The organism is Pseudoxanthomonas sp. (assembly GCF_051953815.1).
GTDB lineage: Bacteria > Pseudomonadota > Gammaproteobacteria > Xanthomonadales > Xanthomonadaceae > Pseudoxanthomonas_A.
The window spans coordinates 84,598-103,007 of sequence record NZ_JBQCIJ010000044.1 but is presented as its reverse complement, the minus strand read 5'-3'; the positions used below and the strand labels follow the sequence as shown (position 1 = coordinate 103,007).

At 68.9% G+C, this 18,410-nt stretch carries 20 protein-coding genes; 4 read left to right on the top strand and 16 right to left on the bottom strand.

The window, feature by feature from the left end:
• The 10 genes from ccmD to ACTHN1_RS13805 form a co-directional block, all read right to left on the bottom strand.
• Positions 1-148 (bottom strand): heme exporter protein CcmD (gene ccmD / locus ACTHN1_RS13850; protein WP_440471521.1); only part of this gene is annotated, 148 nt, incomplete at its 3' end.
• Entirely contained in the window at positions 145-894 is a 750-nt protein-coding gene (gene ccmC, locus ACTHN1_RS13845) for a heme ABC transporter permease CcmC (RefSeq protein WP_440471516.1), read from the bottom strand. The genes ccmC and ccmD, both read right to left, overlap by 4 nt.
• Positions 895-1,033: 139 nt before the next feature.
• Positions 1,034-1,483: an azurin gene (azu, locus tag ACTHN1_RS13840; RefSeq protein WP_440471515.1), complete on the bottom strand. Its 450-nt coding sequence runs from the start codon at positions 1,481-1,483 to the stop codon at positions 1,034-1,036.
• Positions 1,484-1,548: 65 nt separating this feature from the next.
• Complete coding sequence (locus tag ACTHN1_RS13835; protein ID WP_440471514.1) at positions 1,549-2,334, bottom strand: c-type cytochrome; 786 nt, start codon at positions 2,332-2,334, stop codon at positions 1,549-1,551.
• Positions 2,331-4,865, bottom strand: a complete 2,535-nt coding sequence (locus tag ACTHN1_RS13830) for an MtrB/PioB family outer membrane beta-barrel protein (RefSeq protein WP_440471513.1) — start codon at positions 4,863-4,865, stop codon at positions 2,331-2,333. The genes ACTHN1_RS13835 and ACTHN1_RS13830 overlap by 4 nt, the downstream gene beginning before the upstream one ends.
• 10 nt (positions 4,866-4,875) lie before the next feature.
• A complete protein-coding gene (locus ACTHN1_RS13825; RefSeq protein WP_440471512.1) occupies positions 4,876-5,934 on the bottom strand; it encodes a DmsE family decaheme c-type cytochrome in 1,059 nt (352 codons plus the stop codon).
• Between the two features lie 199 nt (positions 5,935-6,133).
• Positions 6,134-6,805, bottom strand: coding sequence for a TetR/AcrR family transcriptional regulator (locus ACTHN1_RS13820; protein WP_440471511.1), 672 nt, complete (start codon positions 6,803-6,805; stop codon positions 6,134-6,136).
• Between the two features lie 11 nt (positions 6,806-6,816).
• Positions 6,817-7,500 (bottom strand): heme exporter protein CcmB, encoded by a 684-nt coding sequence (gene ccmB / locus ACTHN1_RS13815; RefSeq protein WP_440471510.1) that lies wholly within the window; start codon positions 7,498-7,500, stop codon positions 6,817-6,819.
• Positions 7,497-8,141: a heme ABC exporter ATP-binding protein CcmA gene (gene ccmA, locus ACTHN1_RS13810; protein ID WP_440471509.1), complete on the bottom strand. Its 645-nt coding sequence runs from the start codon at positions 8,139-8,141 to the stop codon at positions 7,497-7,499. Before ccmA ends, ccmB begins: the two co-directional genes overlap by 4 nt.
• Positions 8,142-8,224: 83 nt before the next feature.
• The gene (locus ACTHN1_RS13805) at positions 8,225-8,710 is read right to left on the bottom strand and encodes a DUF3293 domain-containing protein (protein ID WP_440471508.1); all 486 of its coding nucleotides are present in this window, start codon (positions 8,708-8,710) and stop codon (positions 8,225-8,227) included.
• A gap of 68 nt (positions 8,711-8,778) precedes the next feature.
• Here ACTHN1_RS13805 and ACTHN1_RS13800 point away from each other — a divergent pair, with 68 nt between their 5' ends.
• The 3 genes from ACTHN1_RS13800 to ACTHN1_RS13790 are packed head-to-tail and all read left to right on the top strand — an operon-like array spanning position 8,779 to position 11,302.
• Complete coding sequence (locus tag ACTHN1_RS13800) at positions 8,779-9,927, top strand: pyridoxal phosphate-dependent aminotransferase (RefSeq protein WP_440471507.1); 1,149 nt, start codon at positions 8,779-8,781, stop codon at positions 9,925-9,927.
• A 30-nt stretch (positions 9,928-9,957) separates the two neighbouring features.
• Entirely contained in the window at positions 9,958-10,755 is a 798-nt protein-coding gene (locus ACTHN1_RS13795) for an amidohydrolase (RefSeq protein ID WP_440471506.1), read from the top strand.
• Complete coding sequence (locus ACTHN1_RS13790) at positions 10,748-11,302, top strand: DUF488 domain-containing protein (protein WP_440471505.1); 555 nt, start codon at positions 10,748-10,750, stop codon at positions 11,300-11,302. Before ACTHN1_RS13795 ends, ACTHN1_RS13790 begins: the two co-directional genes overlap by 8 nt.
• Before the next feature lie 24 nt (positions 11,303-11,326).
• On the opposite strand, the gene ACTHN1_RS13785 is transcribed toward ACTHN1_RS13790, so the two are convergent.
• From ACTHN1_RS13785 to ACTHN1_RS13760, 6 genes are all read right to left on the bottom strand, one after another.
• Positions 11,327-11,773, bottom strand: a complete 447-nt coding sequence (locus tag ACTHN1_RS13785) for a PaaI family thioesterase (protein WP_440471504.1) — start codon at positions 11,771-11,773, stop codon at positions 11,327-11,329.
• Complete coding sequence (locus tag ACTHN1_RS13780; protein WP_440471503.1) at positions 11,770-12,150, bottom strand: hypothetical protein; 381 nt, start codon at positions 12,148-12,150, stop codon at positions 11,770-11,772. Before ACTHN1_RS13780 ends, ACTHN1_RS13785 begins: the two co-directional genes overlap by 4 nt.
• Positions 12,147-13,346, bottom strand: coding sequence for a PQQ-dependent sugar dehydrogenase (locus ACTHN1_RS13775; protein WP_440471502.1), 1,200 nt, complete (start codon positions 13,344-13,346; stop codon positions 12,147-12,149). The genes ACTHN1_RS13780 and ACTHN1_RS13775 overlap by 4 nt, the downstream gene beginning before the upstream one ends.
• A 21-nt stretch (positions 13,347-13,367) precedes the next feature.
• The gene (locus ACTHN1_RS13770; RefSeq protein ID WP_440471520.1) at positions 13,368-15,170 is read right to left on the bottom strand and encodes an ABC transporter ATP-binding protein; all 1,803 of its coding nucleotides are present in this window, start codon (positions 15,168-15,170) and stop codon (positions 13,368-13,370) included.
• A gap of 184 nt (positions 15,171-15,354) precedes the next feature.
• On the bottom strand, positions 15,355-15,801 hold the full coding sequence (locus ACTHN1_RS13765; RefSeq protein ID WP_440471501.1) for a carboxymuconolactone decarboxylase family protein: 447 nt from the start codon (positions 15,799-15,801) through the stop codon (positions 15,355-15,357).
• A 38-nt stretch (positions 15,802-15,839) separates the two neighbouring features.
• Entirely contained in the window at positions 15,840-16,736 is an 897-nt protein-coding gene (locus ACTHN1_RS13760) for an RNA polymerase sigma-70 factor (protein WP_440471500.1), read from the bottom strand.
• 112 nt (positions 16,737-16,848) lie between these two features.
• On the opposite strand from ACTHN1_RS13760, the gene ACTHN1_RS13755 reads away from it, so the two are divergent.
• On the top strand, positions 16,849-18,366 hold the full coding sequence (locus ACTHN1_RS13755) for a fumarate hydratase (RefSeq protein WP_440471499.1): 1,518 nt from the start codon (positions 16,849-16,851) through the stop codon (positions 18,364-18,366).
• Positions 18,367-18,410: the final 44 nt, after the last annotated feature.

Below are 18,410 nucleotides of genomic sequence, written 5' to 3'. Positions count from 1 at the left end.
CTTGTGCGGTTTGCGATGGGCGGCGGGCGGCGCGCAGCCGGGCAGCGCGCAGTTGCTGGCGTACCTGCAGTCGCGGCGCGACGTAGTCCCAGGCCAGGACCATGCCGAACACGGCGTACGCGGCGATCACGTAGGGCAGGTAGTTCATCGCGCCGCCCCCGCCATCTTCGCGACCCAGTCCTTGCCGGCCTCGCGGCGCAGGTTGTCGGCGCGCGCGCGCGCCAGCAGCGAGCCGACGAACCAGACGTGGGTGCCGGCGACCATCCCCCACAGCGGCGGCAGCATGCTGGCGTCCATGCTCGACTTGCCGAACAGCTTGATGGTCTGCCCCTGGTGCAGCGAGTTCCACCATTCCACCGACCAGTGGATCACCGGCAGCAGGGCGACCCCGACGATCGCCAGCAGGCCGGCCGCGCGCGCGGCGGCGCGGCGGTCGTCGATCGCGTTGTAGAGGCCGATCACGCCCAGGTACAGGAACAGCAGGATCAGCTCGGTGGTCAGGCGCGGATCCCAGTCCCACCAGGTGCCCCACAACGGCTTGCCCCAGATGGAGCCGGTCGCCAGGGTGATGACGGTGAAGCCCGCGCCGATCGGCGCACAGGCCATGGCCAGGATTTCGCACAGCTTGATCCGCCAGATCAGCGCGATGGCGGCATAGAACGCCATCAGGCCGAACACGAACAGGCTCATCCAGGCCGCCGGCACGTGGATATAGAGGATGCGGAAGCTGTCGCTCTGCTGGTAGTCGGCCGGCACCACGAACAGCGCCTGCCACAGGCCGAAGCCGAACAGCACCATCGCCGCCAGGTAGCACCAGGGCGTCCAGCGGGCGGCGAAGCGATCGAAATAGGGCGGCGAACCGAGTTGGTGGAACCAGCGGACGAGGGGATTCATGGAAGGTGTTTCATCGCTCGCGGTCGATGGAGCGCGCCACCCTGGCCCGCTCCGCAGCTCTGTTCTGTGAAATCACCCCATTTTCCCAGACTTGGGGCCGTCGCGCCAACCGCGCGGGCCCCGTCTGTCTTGACCCCGGTCAAGGCTTGAGGGTCAGGGTTCCCTTCATCAGCGCCGAATGGCCGGGAAAGCTGCAGAAGAACGAGAACGGGCCGCCGGCCAGCTTGGCGACCGGAATCTGGACCGAGGTGCTTTCGCCGCCGCCGACCACCTTGCTGTGGGCGATGACGCGGGTGTCGCCGGCCTTGATGTAGTCGGCCGCCAGGCCCGCCTTGATGCCGTCGGTGTCGATGCCGGCGATGTCGGCGGTCTTGGCGATGACCACGTTGTGGCCCATCACGTTCCTGGCCAGCTTGCCGGTGTGCTTGAGGTTGATGGTGAAGGTCTTGCAGCTCTTGCTGACGTCGATGTTGGCCAGGTTGTATTTCATGGCGTCGTTGCCTTCCAGGTCCACCGAACAGGTGGCGGCGCGGGCGGCCAGCGGCGAGGCGGACAGGGTGAGCACGGCAAGCAGGGCGAGACGGTTCATGCGGATTCTCCGGAACGTGGGGGATGAATGATGCGGGCTTGGATTGAACGGGAAGGCCGGCCGGGTCAGGGACCCTGCGCGGCCAGCCAGGCCGACAGGGCGGAGATGGCGTCGTCGTCCAGCCGCTGGCCGACGCCCGCCATCACGAAATCGTTGGTGGAATGATGAAGCTGGCCGGTGCGGAAGGCGTTAAGACGGAGTTGGAGGTAGATCGCATTCTGACCGCGCAGCGCCGGATACGCCGCCCACGGGGCATGGCCCTCCCGGTCCACCCGCGACGCCAGCGGATGGCCGCCGGCATCGGCGCCATGGCAGCCCTGGCAGGGAGGCAGTCCCTTGCCGGGTTCGCCGTCCATGAACAGTTGCCGGCCCTGCGCCAGCAAGGCGGCGTCCGGCGCCGGGGCTTCTTCCGACGCGGGGGCGCGGCCGGCGGGCAGGCTGGCGTAGTAGCGCGCCAGATCGCGCATGTCCTGATCGCTCAGGCTGGCGGCGAGCGGCGTCATCGCCGACTCGGGCATGGCGCCGCTCTGGTACTCCACCAGTTCCCAGTACAGGTATTCCGCGCGCTGTCCGGCCAGGTTGGGGAAGTTCGGCGCGATCGAGATCCCGGCGGCGCCATGGCAGGCGGCGCACAGTTCGGACTTGGCCTTGCCGGCGGCGGCGTCGCCCTGCAGGAGCGTGATCCGGCGCAGGTCCCGGTAGCCCGTCGCGGCGGGCGGCGGGGACGCGGCTTCGCCGGCGGGCTCGGGCGCGGGAGCGGCCTCCTGCGTCGGCGCGGGGTCCTGTGCGCCGGCCAGGCTCGCGCCCAGCGCCATCGCGACGGCCAATGCGAGCATGCCGAAGGTCTTCACAGCAGCACCTCCAGGCTCACGCCAATCAGGTTGACCCGGTAATCGCCGGGGCCGCCGTCGGTGTAGACGCGGTGATCGAACACGCGGGTCTCGTCGAAACCCAGGTAGTGCCAGTCGGAGAGCCGGCCACGTTCATAGGTGTCGAACACGCGCATGCGGGTGCGCGCGTTGAGCGGAAAACTCAGCCCCACCGACAGCGAATTGACCCGGTAGATCATCGGCGGATAGCGGCCGTCGGCCGACGCCGCCAGCGCCGGATTGGCAAGCGCGCCGGGCGAGGCGAACCGGTAGCGGGTGGTGCCGCGCGAGTCGGTCCAGTTCCACGCCACGTCCAGGGTCGCGCGGCCGATGGCCTGGTTGAGGTTCGCGCCGGCGTAGCGGTTGCGCTGGGTATCGTCCAGCCACCAGCGGTTGGCCTGCGGGTAGGTCGCGCCGCCGAGGGTGGGATCCGGGGTGAGGGCCGCGTCATTGACGTTGGCGATGCCCAGATCCGAGCGGTCGTAGCCGAGCCAGGCGCTGGCGACGGTGGTCGTGGCGGGTTGCCACTCCCATTGCAGGCTGGCGCCGCGGGTGTCGTAGTTCTGTCGCCCCAGTTCGGCGTCGTAATCGTTGCGTTCGCCGCGCACCGACGCGTAGAGGGTCATCTCGCGCGGCAGGATGAAGGTCGCCATCAGATCCAGCTTGTGCTGGGTGCGGCTGGCGAGATCGTACTTGCGCAAGGCCGATACCGTGTGCGCGGGCACGCCGCCGGCCGGCTCGACGAAGCCGGGCAGGTCGGTGGAGAAGGTGAATTCGTAGGGGTCGTAGAAATACCGGCTGCCGCCGCGATCCAGATAGGTGTAGTTGGCGCGCAGGGTCAGCCAGTCGCGGGCGCGGTTGTTCCAGGTCAGGCGCAGGCTGTCATCGCGGGTGGTGGCGACCTCGCGGTGGGCGCGTTCGATGGCGGTGTGGGTATAGGTCGCGCCCAGGGTGTGGCGCGCGTTCGGACGCCAATCCACTCCCATGGACACTTCCCGGGTTTCCTTGTCCAGCGGCAGATTGCGCACGCGGGTGATCACCGAGGGCGCGAGCAGCGGATCCCACACGCCCATTTCGCCGGGGACCACGCTGCCCTGCGAACCGTTCTCGGCCACGTAGCCCCACTGGCCGGTCAGCGGGTTGTAGGCCTGGTAAGTGCCGTCGTAGTCCTCGCGGTAGTACTTGGCCTGGCCGCGCAGGGTCAGGGTGGTGCGCGGCTGGAACACCGCGCGCACGTCCAGGCGCTGGGTGTCGATGCCCAGGTCCGCGGTCTTGCGCGACAGCGCATCCGTCGTGTTCCAGTCGGCGCAGTCGAACAGGAAGCCCGGTCCTATCGGCAGGCCGAACTGCCCCTGGCAGTTCATCGGCGCCAGCAGCCGTTCGTTCTGGCGCATCGTGCCCAGCGAGGTGTTGAAGGTCAGCTCGCCGTTCCACGGCAGCTTGCGGGTGAACACCGCGCGCAGCTGGTGATAGTCGTTGTCCGGCTCATAGGCGAATTCGCCGCTGGTGCGCTGCGGCGGCGTCACGCCCGGCACCACCGAATAAAGGCCGAACGGCACCTGGTAGTCGTAACCGTTGAAGCGGTTGCGGAAGAACGAGCCGGTGTAACTGACATCCATCCGCCACAGATTGCCGGTGAAGCGCACGCCGCCGTTGACGTTGACGGTGCTGTCGTCGATGGGGCGGGGGATCTCGTAGATGCCGCCGTTGGCCGGGAACGGGTAGTTGAAGAAGAACGGGCCGCCGAACGGCCGCGCGCCCTCGCGCTGTTCGTGGCTGGCGTTGAAGTACGCGGCCCAGCGTGGATTGAGGAAGTAATTGATGCCCACGCCCTGCTTGTCGCGGACCACGCGCAGGAAACGTTCCGGTTGCGCGCCGGCGACCGCGGCCACCTGCGCCGGCGTGCTGCCCGCCGGGGCCAGGCCACCGGCCAGGGTGAGGTGCTGGCCGCCGACGCCATTCCAGATCGAACGCGCATTGCCGCTGGTCACGTTGGGCTGGCTGCGCACGAACGCCTGCACGCGGAACTTGCCGGCACGGCCGAACACCGCGCGATAGAACTGGTTGTGCTCGTTGATGCGGCTGGCGCGGAAATCCAGATAGCTGCCGTCGCCGGCGCGCTGCAGGCGGAAGCGCGCATCCACTACCACCCCGTCGTCGAGATCGTTGAAGCGGCGCCACTGGGTCGCGCGTTCGTCGCCGGAGACATGCAGGTAACCCAGGCCGACGCTGCCCTCGTAGGCCCATTCGCCATGCGGTTTCAGCTCCGGCCAGGCGGGCGCGCAGGGGTACAGGAAGCCGGTCGGCGTGCGCCGCGAGCCGGCGCGCAGCCAGCTCATGCCATCCGCGTCGCAGCCGATGCCGCGCATGCCGGTCGTGTCCAGCGCGTTGCCGAAATGCAGATCCGTGCCCACGCCGCTGTCCTGGGCGTGGGCGACGCCGACGAGCGACAATGCCAGCGCCAGCGCAGCCAGCCGGGGCGGAGTGCACGTGCGGGAGGTCGAGACGATCATGTTCCCTCCGCTACTTGTGGAGACGGGGGCCGGACGGGTGGTTGGAACCGTGGATCTGCGCGTGGCAGGTCAGGCAGCCGCGTCCCATCAGGCGCTCGTCCGGCGCGGGACCGGGGCCCAGCGACGCGCTGGTCAACAGATCATTCGGATGGCGCGTGTGCGAATGGCACTGCTGGCACAGCATCGGCACCGGCGCCACCAGCAGGGCATGCTGGTTGGAGCCGTGCGGGGTGTGGCAGTTCAGGCAGCTTTCGCGCACCGGCGCGTGTTCGAACAGGAATGGCCCGCGCTTTTCCGCGTGGCACTGGTAGCAGGTTTCGTTGACCGTGTCGGTCTTGAGCAGCGAGGCGTTGAGGGTGCCATGCGGGTTGTGGCAGTCGGCGCAGGTCATCTCGCCTTCCGGCAGCGGCATGTGCGAGCGGCGGTTGAACTGCTGGCGTACGTCCTTGTGGCAGGTCGCGCAGGTTTCGCTGACCGACTGGCGCGCGGTCAGGCCTTCCGCGGACAGGCGCGCCATCGGATTGTGGCAATCACTGCACGACAGATCGTTGCGCTGGTGCACCGAGCCCAGCCAACTGTCGCGCGGTCCGCCCGCATGGCAACCCAGGCAGTTGCCGGTCTGGGCCGACACCGGGGTGCCGCCGTCATGGGTGAAGGCGATGATGCCGCCTTTCGCGGTCGGGTTCTGCGCATGCGCCGAGCCCGGCCCGTGGCAGGCCTCGCAGGTGGGGGTGTCCGGATTGGCCTGCCGCGCGACCTGCATGCCCAGCGCATGCGTGCTGTGGGCGAAGTTGTCCTGTTCCTTGGTGTGGCAGGCCGTGCAGGTGGCTTCACCTATCGGTTTGGCGGTCGGCTGCAGCGGATTGGCGGGCACGGTCGCGAAGGCGAAGCCGGGCGCGTCGGCGAAGTTGTGGGCCACGCCGTCCTGGCTGCCGAAATGGGTGCCGGGCAGTTTCGAGGGATCAAACCCGGTGGGGGCGCTCTGCGCCATCACCGGCGCCAGCCAGCTCGCTCCGAGCATGGCCGCCGCCGCGAGAACAAACATCAGACCCAACAGTGCGCGCCGCATCCTTCTCTCCCTTGCGCCTGGCTGGCCAAGGCTGGCTAGCCGCAGGGCTTGTAACGTTCATTACGATAAACGCTGAGTGAACGCGACAGGAAGATCAAGTTGCGGCGCAGCATGAAGGGTGCGGTGTGCAGCGTGGCTTGCCCGTGTTCCATAGGCGGGCCATTGCTTTTTTTCCGGAATTCCCTTGCGGCCGCGATGCTCAAGCGCGGGGCAGGACGCCTTCGAGGAAGACCGAGACCGCCTCGCGCGCCTCCACCTTCACCCGCGGCTTGTCGGCCACGCCGATGCGGCCATTGACCGAGCGCAGGATGACGCCGCCGAAGACCATCATGTAGAAGCGATCGGCCACGATGGCGGGGTGTTCCAGGATCAATCTGCCGCTCAGTTTTTCGCGTTCGAAGTACTGGGTGAGCAGGCGTTCGGCCGGAGTCACGCCGTGTTCCATGAACCAGTCGCGCAGCTCGGGAAAACACAGTCCCTCGCCGACGACGATGCGATGGGTGACGATGCGGCCCGGCGAGAGGATCTCCTCCACCATGCGCTCGGCGGCCAGCGGCAGCGCCTGCTCGGGCGGAAGATCGGAGCGATACAGCATCTCCAGGCCTTCGCCGAACGCGGCGATGCTGCGCTTCATGATCGCCAGCGCCAGGCCGTGCTTGTCGCCGAAGGCGTTGTAGAGCGTGGACAGCGAGCCACCCGAACGCGCCACCACGTCATTCAGGCGCGCGTTGCGATAACCCTTTTCGAGGAACACCTCGGTGGCGGCCTCGATGAACTTCTCGATGCGCAGTTCCACCCGACCGGACACGTCGGAGCGGGGGCGGGGGCCCTTGTCGAACGGCGGAGGCGGGGCGTCTGGGAAGTCCGTCATGGAAGGACCGGTCAGTTGAGGGCGATGCGGATCGCGGCGGCGGCGGTCAGCGGCGCCAGCACCAGCGCCAGCACCAGGCCGGCGCCGAGCAGCAGCAGCGCGCCGCTGCCGTCCAGGCCCTGCGCGCTGGCCGCGACGCTGCCCGCGCCGAAGACCAGGATGGGGACATACAACGGCAGCGCCAGCAGCGCGACCAGGATGCCGGAGCGTCGCATGCCGACCGTCAATGCCGCGACCACCGCGCCGAGCAGGCTCAGCAAAGGCGTGCCAAGCGCCAGCGAGGCCAGCAGCGCCGGCAACTGCGCACGCGGCAGGTGCAGCAGTTCGCCCAGCAGGGGCGTGACCAGGATCAGCGGCAGCGCGGTGGTGGCCCAGTGGGTCAGCACGCGCACCGCGACCAGCCACGCCAGCGGCACCGGCGCGAGGATCCATTGCTCCAGCGAGCCGTCCTCCGCGTCGCCGCGGAACAGCGTGTCCAGCGAGAGCAGGCCGGCCAGCAGCACCGCCACCCAGATCACCGCCGAGGCCACCTTGCCCAGCGCATCCGGTTCGCCGCCCAGTCCCAGCGCGAACACCACCACCACCAGCAGCGCGAACAGGGCCGGTTGCAGCGCGTCGCCGCGACGGCGCCACATCAGCCGCAGATCGCGCGCGACCAGCGCCGAAGCCGAGGCGAACAGGCCGGGCGTGCTCATGCCGCGCCTCCCAGCATCAGCATGCGGGTCTGCACGGGCGGAGCGGCGTAGGCGCCGTGGGTGGTGACCAGAGCGGCGCCGCCGCCGCGAAGGTGGGCGGAGATCATCCGGTTGACCAGGTTGATGCCTTCCAGATCGAGGTTGGCGTAGGGCTCGTCCAGCAGCCACAGCGGCGCCGGCGACAGCCACAGGCGGGCGAGCGAGAGGCGTTTCTTCTGGCCGGCGGAGAGCTGCCGCGCCAGTGCGTCCTCGTAGCCGGCCAGACCGACCATCGCCAGCGCGTTGCCAGGCATCTGGCGGGCGCGGCGGCCATGCAGGCCGCACAGGAAGTTGAGGTTCTCCAGCGTGTCCAGATCCGCCTTCAGCGCGGGCAGGTGGCCCAGATAGGCGATGGCGCGCGAACGCTGGGTGGCGTTTGCGGCGCGTCCGTCGATGGTGATCTCGCCACGGTCGGCGCGCAGCAGCCCGGCCAGCACCCGCAGCAGGGTGGTCTTGCCCGCGCCGTTGCCGCCCTGCACCAGCAGCGCCTCGCCGGCATCCACCGCGAATTCGAGCGGGCCGAACACCGGTTCGTCGTTGCGCGAAAAGGCCAGGCCATGGGCGGCCAGCAGCGGCGGATGGTTCGGCGCGGAATCGATCATCAGGCGGAAGCCTTCGCGGGAAGGCGGGTCTCGGGCGGCAATCAGCCGGCTATTGTATGCGAGCCGCCGCGCGGGCCCCTTGCTCAGCCGGCCCAATCGACCGCCGCGGTTCCGGGCAGCGGGCAGGGATCGGCCGGTGGCGGCCACATCAACCGCAGGCGCACCGGTTGTCCGCGGCGCCAGTGGAGAATGCCGCCCTGCTCGAAGGCGCGCGCCAGCGCATCCGCCTCGTCCCGGCCCAGATCCGGCACCAGCCAGCCCGGCTCGTGCCAGCCACCGGCGCCGTCGCTGGCGCGCGCGGGCACGGGAACGCGGCCACGCTCGCGCAGGTGCGCCAGCAGGCGCTGATCCGCCCGCCGGTTCAGCGCCGCGGTGCGGGCGGCGAGCGGTGGATTCCAGGCCGTGATCCACAGGTAAGCGTCGGCAGGGAGCCGCGCCTCCAGCGCCGCCGCCGACTCGCCAATCCGCAACGGCAAGGCGCCCCCGGGCAGCAGCACTTCGTAGCGGGCGGCGCACCAGGCGCGCGCCAGCCGGCATTTTTCCGGATCGGGAACGCTGTATCCGTTCACGGCCCCATCATCGCCGGACACCGTCATTGCGTACACTCCGCAGTCCCCCTGTGAGACCGGACCGGCGGATGCCTCCCGAAACCAAGCTGCCCAAGGTGGGCACCACCATTTTCACCGTCATGTCGCAGCTGGCCGCCGAGCACGGCGCGGTCAACCTGGGGCAGGGCTTTCCCGATTTCGCGGTGCCGCAACGGCTGGTCGACGAACTGGATCGCGCGATGCGCGCGGGCCACAACCAGTACGCGCCGATGACCGGCGTGGCGCCGCTGCGCCAGGCCATCGCCGACAAGGCGCTGCGCTGCTACGGCCGCCAGGTCGATCCGGATACCGAGATCACCGTCACCAGCGGCGCCACCGAGGCCCTGTTCAACGCCATCCACGCGGTGGTGCGTCCGGGCGAGGAAGTGATCGTGCTGGACCCGGCGTATGACAGCTACGAGCCGGCGATCGACCTGGCCGGCGCGCGCGCGGTGCATGTCGCGCTGGATCCGCAGACCTTCGCGGTCGACTGGGACAAGGTCCAGGCGGCGATCACGCCGCGCACCCGCCTGCTGATCATCAACAGCCCGCACAATCCATCCGGCGCGATGCTGGAGGAAGCGGATCTGCGGCGGCTGGCCGACATCCTGCGCGACACCGGCATCTTCCTGATCTCCGACGAGGTCTACGAACACATCGTGTTCGACGGCCGCCGCCACGAGTCGGTCCTGCGCTATCCGGAACTGGCGGAACGGGCGTTCGTGGTGTCCAGCTTCGGCAAGACCTACCACTGCACCGGCTGGAAGATCGGCTACGCGATCGCGCCGCCGGCACTGAGCGCGGAGTTCCGCAAGGTCCACCAGTACAACGTGTTCTGCACGTTCGCGCCGGCCCAGCACGCGTTCGCCGCGATGATCCGCGACGAGCCGGAGCACTACGAACAGCTCGGCGCGTTCTACCAGGAAAAACGCGACCACTTCCGCGCGCAGCTGCTGGAAACCCGGCTCAAGCCGCTGCCGGTGCCGGGTGGCTATTTCCAGCTGGTGGACTATTCGGCGGTGAGCGATCTGCCGGATACCGAGTTCGTGCGCTGGCTGACCATCGAGCACGGCGTCACCGCGATCCCGCTGTCGCCGTTCTACGAGGCGCCGCCGGCCGGCCAGCGCCTGGCGCGGCTGTGCTTCGCCAAGAACCCGGCCACCCTGGATGCCGCCATCGAGCGGCTGAAGAAGCTCTAGTTTTCCCCTCACCGAAGGATTCCGACCGACATGCAGGACCTGCGTCTCTCCCTCGTACAGGGCGCCACCCGCTGGCATGATCCCGCCGGCAACCGCGCGTACTACGGTGATCTGATCGCGCCGCTGGCCGGCCGCACGGATCTGGTGATCCTGCCGGAGACCTTCACCAGCGGCTTCAGCAACGACGCCATCGATCGCGCCGAGGGCATGGACGGCGAGACCGTGGCGTGGATCCGCGAGCAGGCCCGCGGACTCGACGCGGCGGTCACCGGCAGCGTCCAGCTGCGCACGGACGAAGGCGTGTTCAATCGCCTGCTGTGGGCGACGCCCGACGGGACGCTGCAGAGCTACGACAAGCGCCATCTGTTCCGCTACGCCAACGAGCACAAGCGCTACGCCGCCGGCCGGGAACGCCTGACCGTGGAATGGAAGGGCTGGCGGATCAATCCGCAGGTCTGCTACGACCTGCGTTTCCCGGTGTTCTGCCGCAACCGCTACGACGTGGAGCGGCCGGGGCAACTGGATTTCGATCTGCAGATCTTCGTCGCCAACTGGCCGGCCGCGCGCGCGTACGCCTGGCGCACCCTGCTGCGCGCACGCGCCATCGAGAACCTGTGCTATGTCGCCGCGGTCAACCGCGCCGGTACCGACGGCAACAATCTCGACTACTCCGGCGACAGTGCGGTGATCGATTTCCTCGGCCAGCCGCTGGTCGAACTGGCGGAGGGCGAGGGCGTCACCACGACCACCATCTCGGCCGAGGCGCTGGCGGCGCATCGCGAACGCTTCCCGGCGATGCTCGACGCGGATCGCTTCGAGCTTGCCTGACGCGCCTCGCCGGATCTGGACGGTCGGTCATTCCAGCCGCGACTGGGAAACCTTCGCGGCGATCCTGACCGGCGCGGGCATCGAGGTGGTCGCCGACGTGCGCCGCTACGCCGCCTCGCAGCGGTCTCCGCAATTTGCCGGCGCGGCGCTGTTGCGTGGCCTGTCCGGGCGGGACATCGATTACCGACCGATGCCTTCGCTGGGCGGACGCCGCGAGCCGCGCCCGGATTCGGTCAACACCGCGTGGAAGCAGCCCGGATTCCGCGGCTACGCGGACTACATGCAGACACCGGCCTTCATCGACGCCCGCGCCGCGCTGGCCGAGGTCGCGGCGCGCCGCCCGACCGCGTTCCTGTGCGCGGAAGCCGACTGGCGCAACTGTCACCGTGGCCTGATCGCCGACGCCTTCGCCGCCGATGGCTGGGAGGTGGTCCATCTGCTTGACGACGGTCGCCACGAAATCCACCCGCTGACCCGCGCCGCGCGCCTGGTCGACGGGCACCTGGACTACTCCCTGCCGATGCCGCCACAAGGCGAATTGTTCTGATCCGTGTCGCTCCTGCACTCGTTTTCAGGGCGTGGCACGCGTCGGCAGGATCTGGCACACCGCCTGGCACAGCGCCAGCACCTTATCGTCGGGCCCCCGCGCCTCGCCGGCCAGGTGCAACTGGCCACGGGTGCGTTCGACCAGCCGCGCGACGCAGACGATATGGTCCAGCTCCGGCGTCACCGGGCGCAGGTACTGGGTATTGAGCGAGGTGGTCGCGCTGGGCGGAGCGATCAGGTAGGAGAACGGCCCCAGCGTGTTGTCCAGCGCCGCGACGATGAAGCCGCCCTGCATGTGGCCGATGGGATTCTGGTAGCGCGGCAGCACCGGAAAGCGCATGCGCAGCGATTGGCCCTCGATGTACTCGACGACCTCCCCCTGCATGTCGATCAGGCACGGCGGCGGGATCTGCAAAGGCACGCCCCCGGGCAGCCGCGAGCGCAACAGCGCGTTGATGTCGGTCGACGTCATGGCGTGAAGCTCAGTTCGAACGCGGCCAGGAAGGGCGCGCGCGGGGGCGGTTCCAGGAAGCGTCCGTTGAGTTCCTTCTCCACGCAGATCGCCAGCGCGGTGTCGCCCTGGCGCCAGGTGCGGACGATCCGCCCGCGCGCGTCGAGTTCGGCCACGATGGCGAACGCGGCGGTGTCGTGGCGCGGATTGGCGCAGTTGGCGACGCTGGATTCCAACTGCCGCGACTGCGATTGCAGGAACGCCGCCTGCGCGGTGGCGGTGAGCGAGGCTTCGTCCCGATCCGCCCGCGCCTTGGCTTCGGCGAAATTGGCCGGCGTCTGCGCGAGACCGGCGAGCGGCAGCAGGGCGAAACCGAACAGCAGCGCCGGGCGGGTCATGGCCGCGCCTCCGGCGGAGCGATCCGCAGCAGCTTGCCGTCGTTCTCGTCGGTCAGCACGTAGACGTTGCCGTCCGTGCCGACCCGCACGTCGCGCACGCGCTCGCCGATTTCATCGAGCAGGCGTTCCTCCGACACGATGCCGTCGCCCTTCAGGCTCAACCGGATCAGGTTGCGCTCGGCCAGCGAGCCCAGGAACAGGCTGTCGTTCCAGGCCGAACCCGCGTGTCCGGTGTAGAACGCCATGCCGCTCAGGCCGGGCGATTTCTCCCACACGTGGTAGGGCTGTTCCATGCCGGCCTTTTCCCGGCCTTGCGCTTCAGGAATCGGCAGGCCGGAGTAGTTGATGCCGTGGGTGATGATCGGCCAGCCGTAGTTGCGACCGGGTTGCGGCAGGTTGATCTCGTCGCCGCCGCGCGGTCCGTGTTCGGATTCCCACAGCTTGCCGGTGCGCGGATCGATGGCCAGGCCCTGCATGTTGCGATGGCCGTAGCTCCAGATTTCCGGACGCGCGCCGGTCTTGCCGACGAAGGGGTTGTCCTGCGGCACGCTGCCGTCCAGGTTCAACCGCACCAGCTTGCCCTGCAGTTTGTCCAGCTCCTGCGAGGTCGGGCGGTGGTTGCGTTCGCCCTGGCTGATGAATACATGGCCCTGATCGTCGAAAGCCAGCCGTGAGCCGAAATGGTTGGGGCCGTCGAGCTTGGGCTGCTGGCGATAGATGACTTTCACGTCGGCCAGTCCGTTGGTTCCCAGCGTGGCGAGCGCCACCGCGGTGCCGGCGGTGTCGTTCTCGCCGGGTTCGGCATAACTCAGGTAGATGCGCCGGCTGCCGGCGAAGTCGGGGGCAAGCGCCACGTCCAGCAGGCCGCCCTGGCCCTCGGCGAACACCTTGGGCACGCCGGCCAGCGGCGCCGAAATCGCGCCGTCCGCGTCGATCCGCCGCAGCTGTCCGGAACGTTCGGTGACCAGGAAGCCGCCTTCCGGGAGCAGCGCCACGCTCCATGGATGGTCCAGGCCGCGCGCCAGTTCGGTGACCTGGATCGGGCCCAACGCGCTGGACAGCGCGCGCGCGGCGGGTGCCGTCGCGGGAGCGGGCGTGCCCGCGGCGGGGGCGGTGGCATCACCGTCGCGGGCCTGGCAGGCGGACAGCGCGGTGGCCGCCAACAGGGCGAGGACAAGCGCGGAGCGATGGGGCATCGGGAATCTCCTGTGGGATGGCTAGCGGTAACCGGCGGCCTGCAGCTCGAACAATTCGGCGTAGCGGCCACCTGCGGCCATGAGTTGTTCGTGGGTGCCGCTGGCTTCGAGCCGGCCTTCATTGAGGACGAGGATACGATCCGCCATGCGCACACTGGAGAACCGGTGCGAGATCAGCACCGCGGTGCGTTCGCTGGACAGTTCCTTGAAGCGCTGGAAGACCTCGAATTCCGCGCGGGCATCCAGCGCGGCGGTGGGTTCGTCCAGGATCATGACCTGCGCGTCGCGCATGTAGGCGCGGGCGATGGCGATTTTCTGCCATTGCCCGCCGGACAGGTCCACGCCGGTCTTGAAGCGCCGGCCGATCAACTGGTCGTACTGGTCGGGCAGCGCCGCGATCACCTCGTCGGCCATCGAGCGGTGCGCGGCGTCGCGGATCCGCGCGAGGTCGTCCATGGCGTCGACCTGGCCCACGCCGATGTTCTCGCCCGCGGTCAGGTGATAGCGCACGAAGTCCTGGAAGATGACGCCGATGCTGGCGCGCAGATCGTCGATGTCGTACTCGCGCAGGTCGCGCCCGTCCAGCAGGATGCGGCCCTCGTCCGGGTCGTACAGCCGCGCCAGCAGCTTGACCAGGGTGGTCTTGCCGGCGCCGTTCTCGCCGACCAGCGCCAGCACCTCGCCGGCGCGCAACTGGAAGTCGAGCCCGCGCACCGCCCAGCGCTCGGCGCCGGGATAGCGGAAGCCGACATTCTCGAACCGGAAGCCTTCGCGGATCGGTCGCGGCACCGTGGCGGCGCCGGGCGGCGAGGTGATCTCCGCCTGGATCTCGAAGAAGGAGAACAGGTCATCCAGGTACAGCGCCTGCCCGGCGACCTGCGAGAAACCGATCAGCAGGCCTTCCAGCAACTGGCGCAGGCGCAGGAAACTGCCGGCCAGGAAGGTCAGATCGCCGATGCTGAAATCGCCGCGCACGGTGCGCCAGGCGATGTAGCCATAGGCCACGTAGTAACCCAGCGTGCCCAAGCCGGCCAGCAGGGTGCCCCACAACGCGCGACGGCGCGCCAATTCGCGGTTCGCGCGATAGAAGCCCTCGGCCAACTGCCGGTAGCGATCGATCAGGAACCGGTGGAGGTTGAAGATCTTCACCTCCTTCGCCGTTTCCACGCTGGCGCCGGTCTGGCGGATGTATTCCAGTTGCCGGCGTTCCGGCGTCCACTGGAAGTTGAGCGAATAGCCCAATGCGTTGAAATGCGCCTCGCCGACGAACGCCGGCACCAGCGCCACCACCAGCAGCAGGATCAGCCAGGGCGCGTACACCAGCAGGCCGGCGGCGAAACTGATCACGGTGATCGCGTCCTGCGCCTGGCCGAACAACTGGCTCATCAGGTTCATCCGGCCCATGGTCTGGCGGCGCGCGCGATCCAGCTTGTCCTGCAGATCCGGATCCTCGAAGTCCTCCAGGTCCAGCCGCGCCGCGTGTTCCATCAGGCGGATGCTGGTGGCGTTGGTGAACAGCTCCGACAGCAGCGAGTCCGCATAGCTGACGAACCGGCCCAGCAGATCCGACAGGATCGCCAGGCCGAACTCCAGCGCCAGCAGGCCGAGCAGCGGATCGAGCTGGCCGCTGTGCCAGATCTCCGCCAGGCCGGCCTGCGGCAGGCCCAGCCCGACCAGGCGGATGGCCTCGTCGATGATCAGCTTGCCGACATACAGGGTGGCGACCGGCAGCAGGGCGCGGATCAACCGCAGGCCGAGGCTGGCCAGGGTCAGGCCCGGGCTGGTCGCCCAGATCTGTTTCAGGAAAGGCGGCAGGTTGCGCATCGCATTGAAGCGATCGCGCAGGCTGGGGCCGGACTTTTCACCGCGCCGGGGCTTGGCGCCTGCGGCGGTGGGGGGAACGGGGGCGGAAGCCATGCGGGCATTGTGCCTGCTCGGCTTCGCTTGCGGGAAATGGAGGACGTGACCACGGGCGGCCACGTCGCGCTCATGCATCGCGGCCGGGGCTTTAGCCCGGCGGCAGCGGCGAGCGCAACCCCACGCCCATCCGGTTCCAGGCGTTGATGATGGCGATGACGAAGGTCAGTTCGGCGATCTGGGTTTCATCGAAGTGCGGCAGCAATCCGGCATAGGCCTCGTCGGGGGCGTGGGTTTCGCCGACCCGTGTCAGCGCCTCGGTCCAGGCCAGCGCGGCGCGTTCGCGTGGATCGTAGAACGGGCTTTCGTGCCAGGCGGCGAGGGTGTCGAGCTTGCGTGGATCGACGCCGGCTTCGCGCAGGGCCTTGCCGTGCATGTCCAGGCAGAAGGTGCAGCCGTTGATCTGCGACGCGCGCTGTTTGACCAGGCCGAGCAGGACGGAGTCCAGCGAACCGCGGTGGAGACCGTGGCTGACTTTCAGCAGGCCCTTGTAGGCTTCGCTGGCGAGGGAGGTGTAGTCGACGCGGGGGAGGGACATCGGGACTTCTTCGGGATGCGCGGACGGAATGTCGCGCTTCATCCCAGGGACGGCGGCGTGTCCGGCCGCGTGACACGTTCCCGCGGCGGCAACTTGTCCGGATTCATCACCGTCAGCAGTTCGACGATGCGTTCGCCGTCGCTGATCGCCACCATCACCGAGACCAGCCGGCCATCGCGATAGCGCAGCACCGCCGGCTCGCCGTTGACCCGGCCCATGCGCCATTCGGTTTCCGGCTGCGGGCGCCGGTACGCGGCCCAGAACAGCCGCGCGATGCGCTCGCCGCCCAGCAGCGGGCGGATCGCGGCGGTGGCCTTGCCGCCGCCGTCGGAGACCAGCCGCGCATCCTCGTGCAGCAGTGCCTGGATGGCGTCCCGGTTGCCCACGCGTGCCGCGTGCATGAACCGTTCCAGCAGGCGGCGATGCTGTTCCGGCGCCACCTCGAAGCGTGGCCGGTCGGCCTGCAGCCGCGCGCGCGCGCGATGGACCATCTGCCGGCAGTTCGCCTCGCTGTGGCCGATCAATTCGCCGATGTGGGCATAGTCGTAGTCGAACGCCTCCTTCAGCAGAAAGGCGGCGCGTTCCTCCGGGCCCAGCCGCTCCAGCACCGCCAGGAAGGCCAGCGAGACCTGTTCGGCCAGTTCGGCGCCATGCTCGGGGCCGGGACTGTCGTCGATCTCGGCCGGCTCCGGCAGCCAGGGACCGGGATAGCGCTCGCGTTGCAGGCGGGCCGCGCGCAGGCGGTCGATGCCCAGCCGGCTGGCCGCGGTCACCAGCCAGGCCTCCGGATCCCGGATGGCGGCGGTGTCGGCCTGACGCCAGCGCAGCCAGGTGTCCTGGACCACGTCCTCGGCGTCGCTGCGGCTGCCCAGCAGCCGGTAGGCCAGCGAAAACAGGCGGGAACGGTGGGTCTGGAAGGTGATTTCGGCGTTCATGCGGGCCAGGACGGAGCAGGGCGGCGTGGCGTGACACCCGGTCGGGCCGCCACTTTGGCCTAAAATGGCAGGCTCCGCCCGCTACCCACCGGCAGCCCCGGCTCCAAGCTCCATGACCTCGATCAAGCAAGAAGACCTCATCCAGTCCATCGCCGACGCGCTGCAGTACATCAGCTACTACCACCCGGTCGATTACATCAAGAGCCTCGCCGCCGCCTATGAGCGCGAGGAATCGCCGGCCGCGCGCGACGCCATCGCCCAGATCCTGATCAACTCGCGCATGTGCGCCGAGGGCCACCGGCCGATCTGTCAGGACACCGGCATCGTCACCGTGTTCCTGGAAATCGGCATGAACGTGCGCTGGGACGACGCCACGATGGGCGTGGAGGACATGGTCCACGAGGGCGTGCGCCGCGCCTACAACCACCCGGACAACAAGCTGCGCGCCTCGGTGCTGGCGGATCCGGCCGGCAAGCGCACCAACACGAAGGACAACACGCCGGGCGTGGTCAACGTCAAGGTGGTGCCGGGCGACACCGTCGAGGTGATCGTCGCGGCCAAGGGCGGCGGCTCGGAGGCGAAGTCGAAGTTCGCCATGCTCAATCCGTCCGATTCCATCGTCGACTGGGTGCTCAAGACCGTGCCGACCATGGGCGCCGGCTGGTGCCCGCCGGGCATGCTCGGCATCGGCATCGGCGGCACCGCCGAGAAGGCGATGCTGCTGGCCAAGGAAGCGCTGATGGAGCCGATCGACATCACCGAACTGCAGGCCCGCGGCGCCTCCAGCCGCGCCGAGGAACTGCGCCTGGAACTGTACGAGAAGGTCAACGCACTGGGCATCGGCGCGCAGGGCCTGGGCGGCCTGACCACCGTGCTGGACATCAAGGTCAAGGACTATCCGACCCATGCCGCCAACCTGCCGGTGGCGATGATTCCGAACTGCGCGGCCACCCGCCACGCCCACTTCACCCTCGACGGCAGCGGCCCGGTGATGCTGGATCCGCCGTCGCTGGCGGACTGGCCGGAACTGACCTACGACGCCTCCAAGGGCCGTCGCGTCGATCTCGACACGATCACCCGCGAGGACGTCGCCAGCTGGAAGCCCGGCGAAGTGCTGCTGCTCAACGGCAAGCTGCTGACCGGTCGCGACGCCGCGCACAAGCGCATGGTCGACATGCTCAACAAGGGCGAACCGCTGCCGGTGGATCTGAAGGGGCGCTTCATCTACTACGTCGGGCCGGTCGATCCGGTGCGCGACGAAGTCGTCGGCCCGGCCGGTCCGACCACCGCCACCCGCATGGACAAGTTCACCGAACAGGTGTTGGCACAGACCGGCCTGCTGGGCATGGTCGGCAAGGCCGAGCGTGGCCCGGCCGCGATCGAGGCGATCAAGCAGCACCGGTCGGCCTACCTGATGGCGGTCGGTGGCGCCGCCTACCTGGTGTCCAAGGCGATCAAGGCCGCGCGCGTGGTCGGCTTCGCCGATCTCGGCATGGAAGCGATCTACGAATTCGAGGTCCAGGACATGCCGGTCACGGTCGCCGTCGATTCGCAGGGCACCTCGGTGCACACCACCGGCCCGAAGGAATGGCAGGCCCGCATCGGCAAGATTCCGGTGGTGGTGGCCTGACCACCAACGCTCCCCACGCCCGGGAAGCCGGCTTGCTTCTGACG

Coding starts and splice junctions, on each gene's coding strand:
- ccmC (WP_440471516.1), bottom strand. CDS start 894: ATGAATCCCCTCGTCCGCTGGTTCCACCAACTCGGTTCGCCGCCCTAT.
- azu (WP_440471515.1), bottom strand. CDS start 1,483: ATGAACCGTCTCGCCCTGCTTGCCGTGCTCACCCTGTCCGCCTCGCCG.
- ACTHN1_RS13830 (WP_440471513.1), bottom strand. CDS start 4,865: ATGATCGTCTCGACCTCCCGCACGTGCACTCCGCCCCGGCTGGCTGCG.
- ACTHN1_RS13825 (WP_440471512.1), bottom strand. CDS start 5,934: ATGCGGCGCGCACTGTTGGGTCTGATGTTTGTTCTCGCGGCGGCGGCC.
- ACTHN1_RS13820 (WP_440471511.1), bottom strand. CDS start 6,805: ATGACGGACTTCCCAGACGCCCCGCCTCCGCCGTTCGACAAGGGCCCC.
- ccmB (WP_440471510.1), bottom strand. CDS start 7,500: ATGAGCACGCCCGGCCTGTTCGCCTCGGCTTCGGCGCTGGTCGCGCGC.
- ccmA (WP_440471509.1), bottom strand. CDS start 8,141: ATGATCGATTCCGCGCCGAACCATCCGCCGCTGCTGGCCGCCCATGGC.
- ACTHN1_RS13800 (WP_440471507.1), top strand. CDS start 8,779: ATGCCTCCCGAAACCAAGCTGCCCAAGGTGGGCACCACCATTTTCACC.
- ACTHN1_RS13795 (WP_440471506.1), top strand. CDS start 9,958: ATGCAGGACCTGCGTCTCTCCCTCGTACAGGGCGCCACCCGCTGGCAT.
- ACTHN1_RS13785 (WP_440471504.1), bottom strand. CDS start 11,773: ATGACGTCGACCGACATCAACGCGCTGTTGCGCTCGCGGCTGCCCGGG.
- ACTHN1_RS13780 (WP_440471503.1), bottom strand. CDS start 12,150: ATGACCCGCCCGGCGCTGCTGTTCGGTTTCGCCCTGCTGCCGCTCGCC.
- ACTHN1_RS13775 (WP_440471502.1), bottom strand. CDS start 13,346: ATGCCCCATCGCTCCGCGCTTGTCCTCGCCCTGTTGGCGGCCACCGCG.
- ACTHN1_RS13770 (WP_440471520.1), bottom strand. CDS start 15,170: ATGCGCAACCTGCCGCCTTTCCTGAAACAGATCTGGGCGACCAGCCCG.
- ACTHN1_RS13765 (WP_440471501.1), bottom strand. CDS start 15,801: ATGTCCCTCCCCCGCGTCGACTACACCTCCCTCGCCAGCGAAGCCTAC.
- ACTHN1_RS13760 (WP_440471500.1), bottom strand. CDS start 16,736: ATGAACGCCGAAATCACCTTCCAGACCCACCGTTCCCGCCTGTTTTCG.
- ACTHN1_RS13755 (WP_440471499.1), top strand. CDS start 16,849: ATGACCTCGATCAAGCAAGAAGACCTCATCCAGTCCATCGCCGACGCG.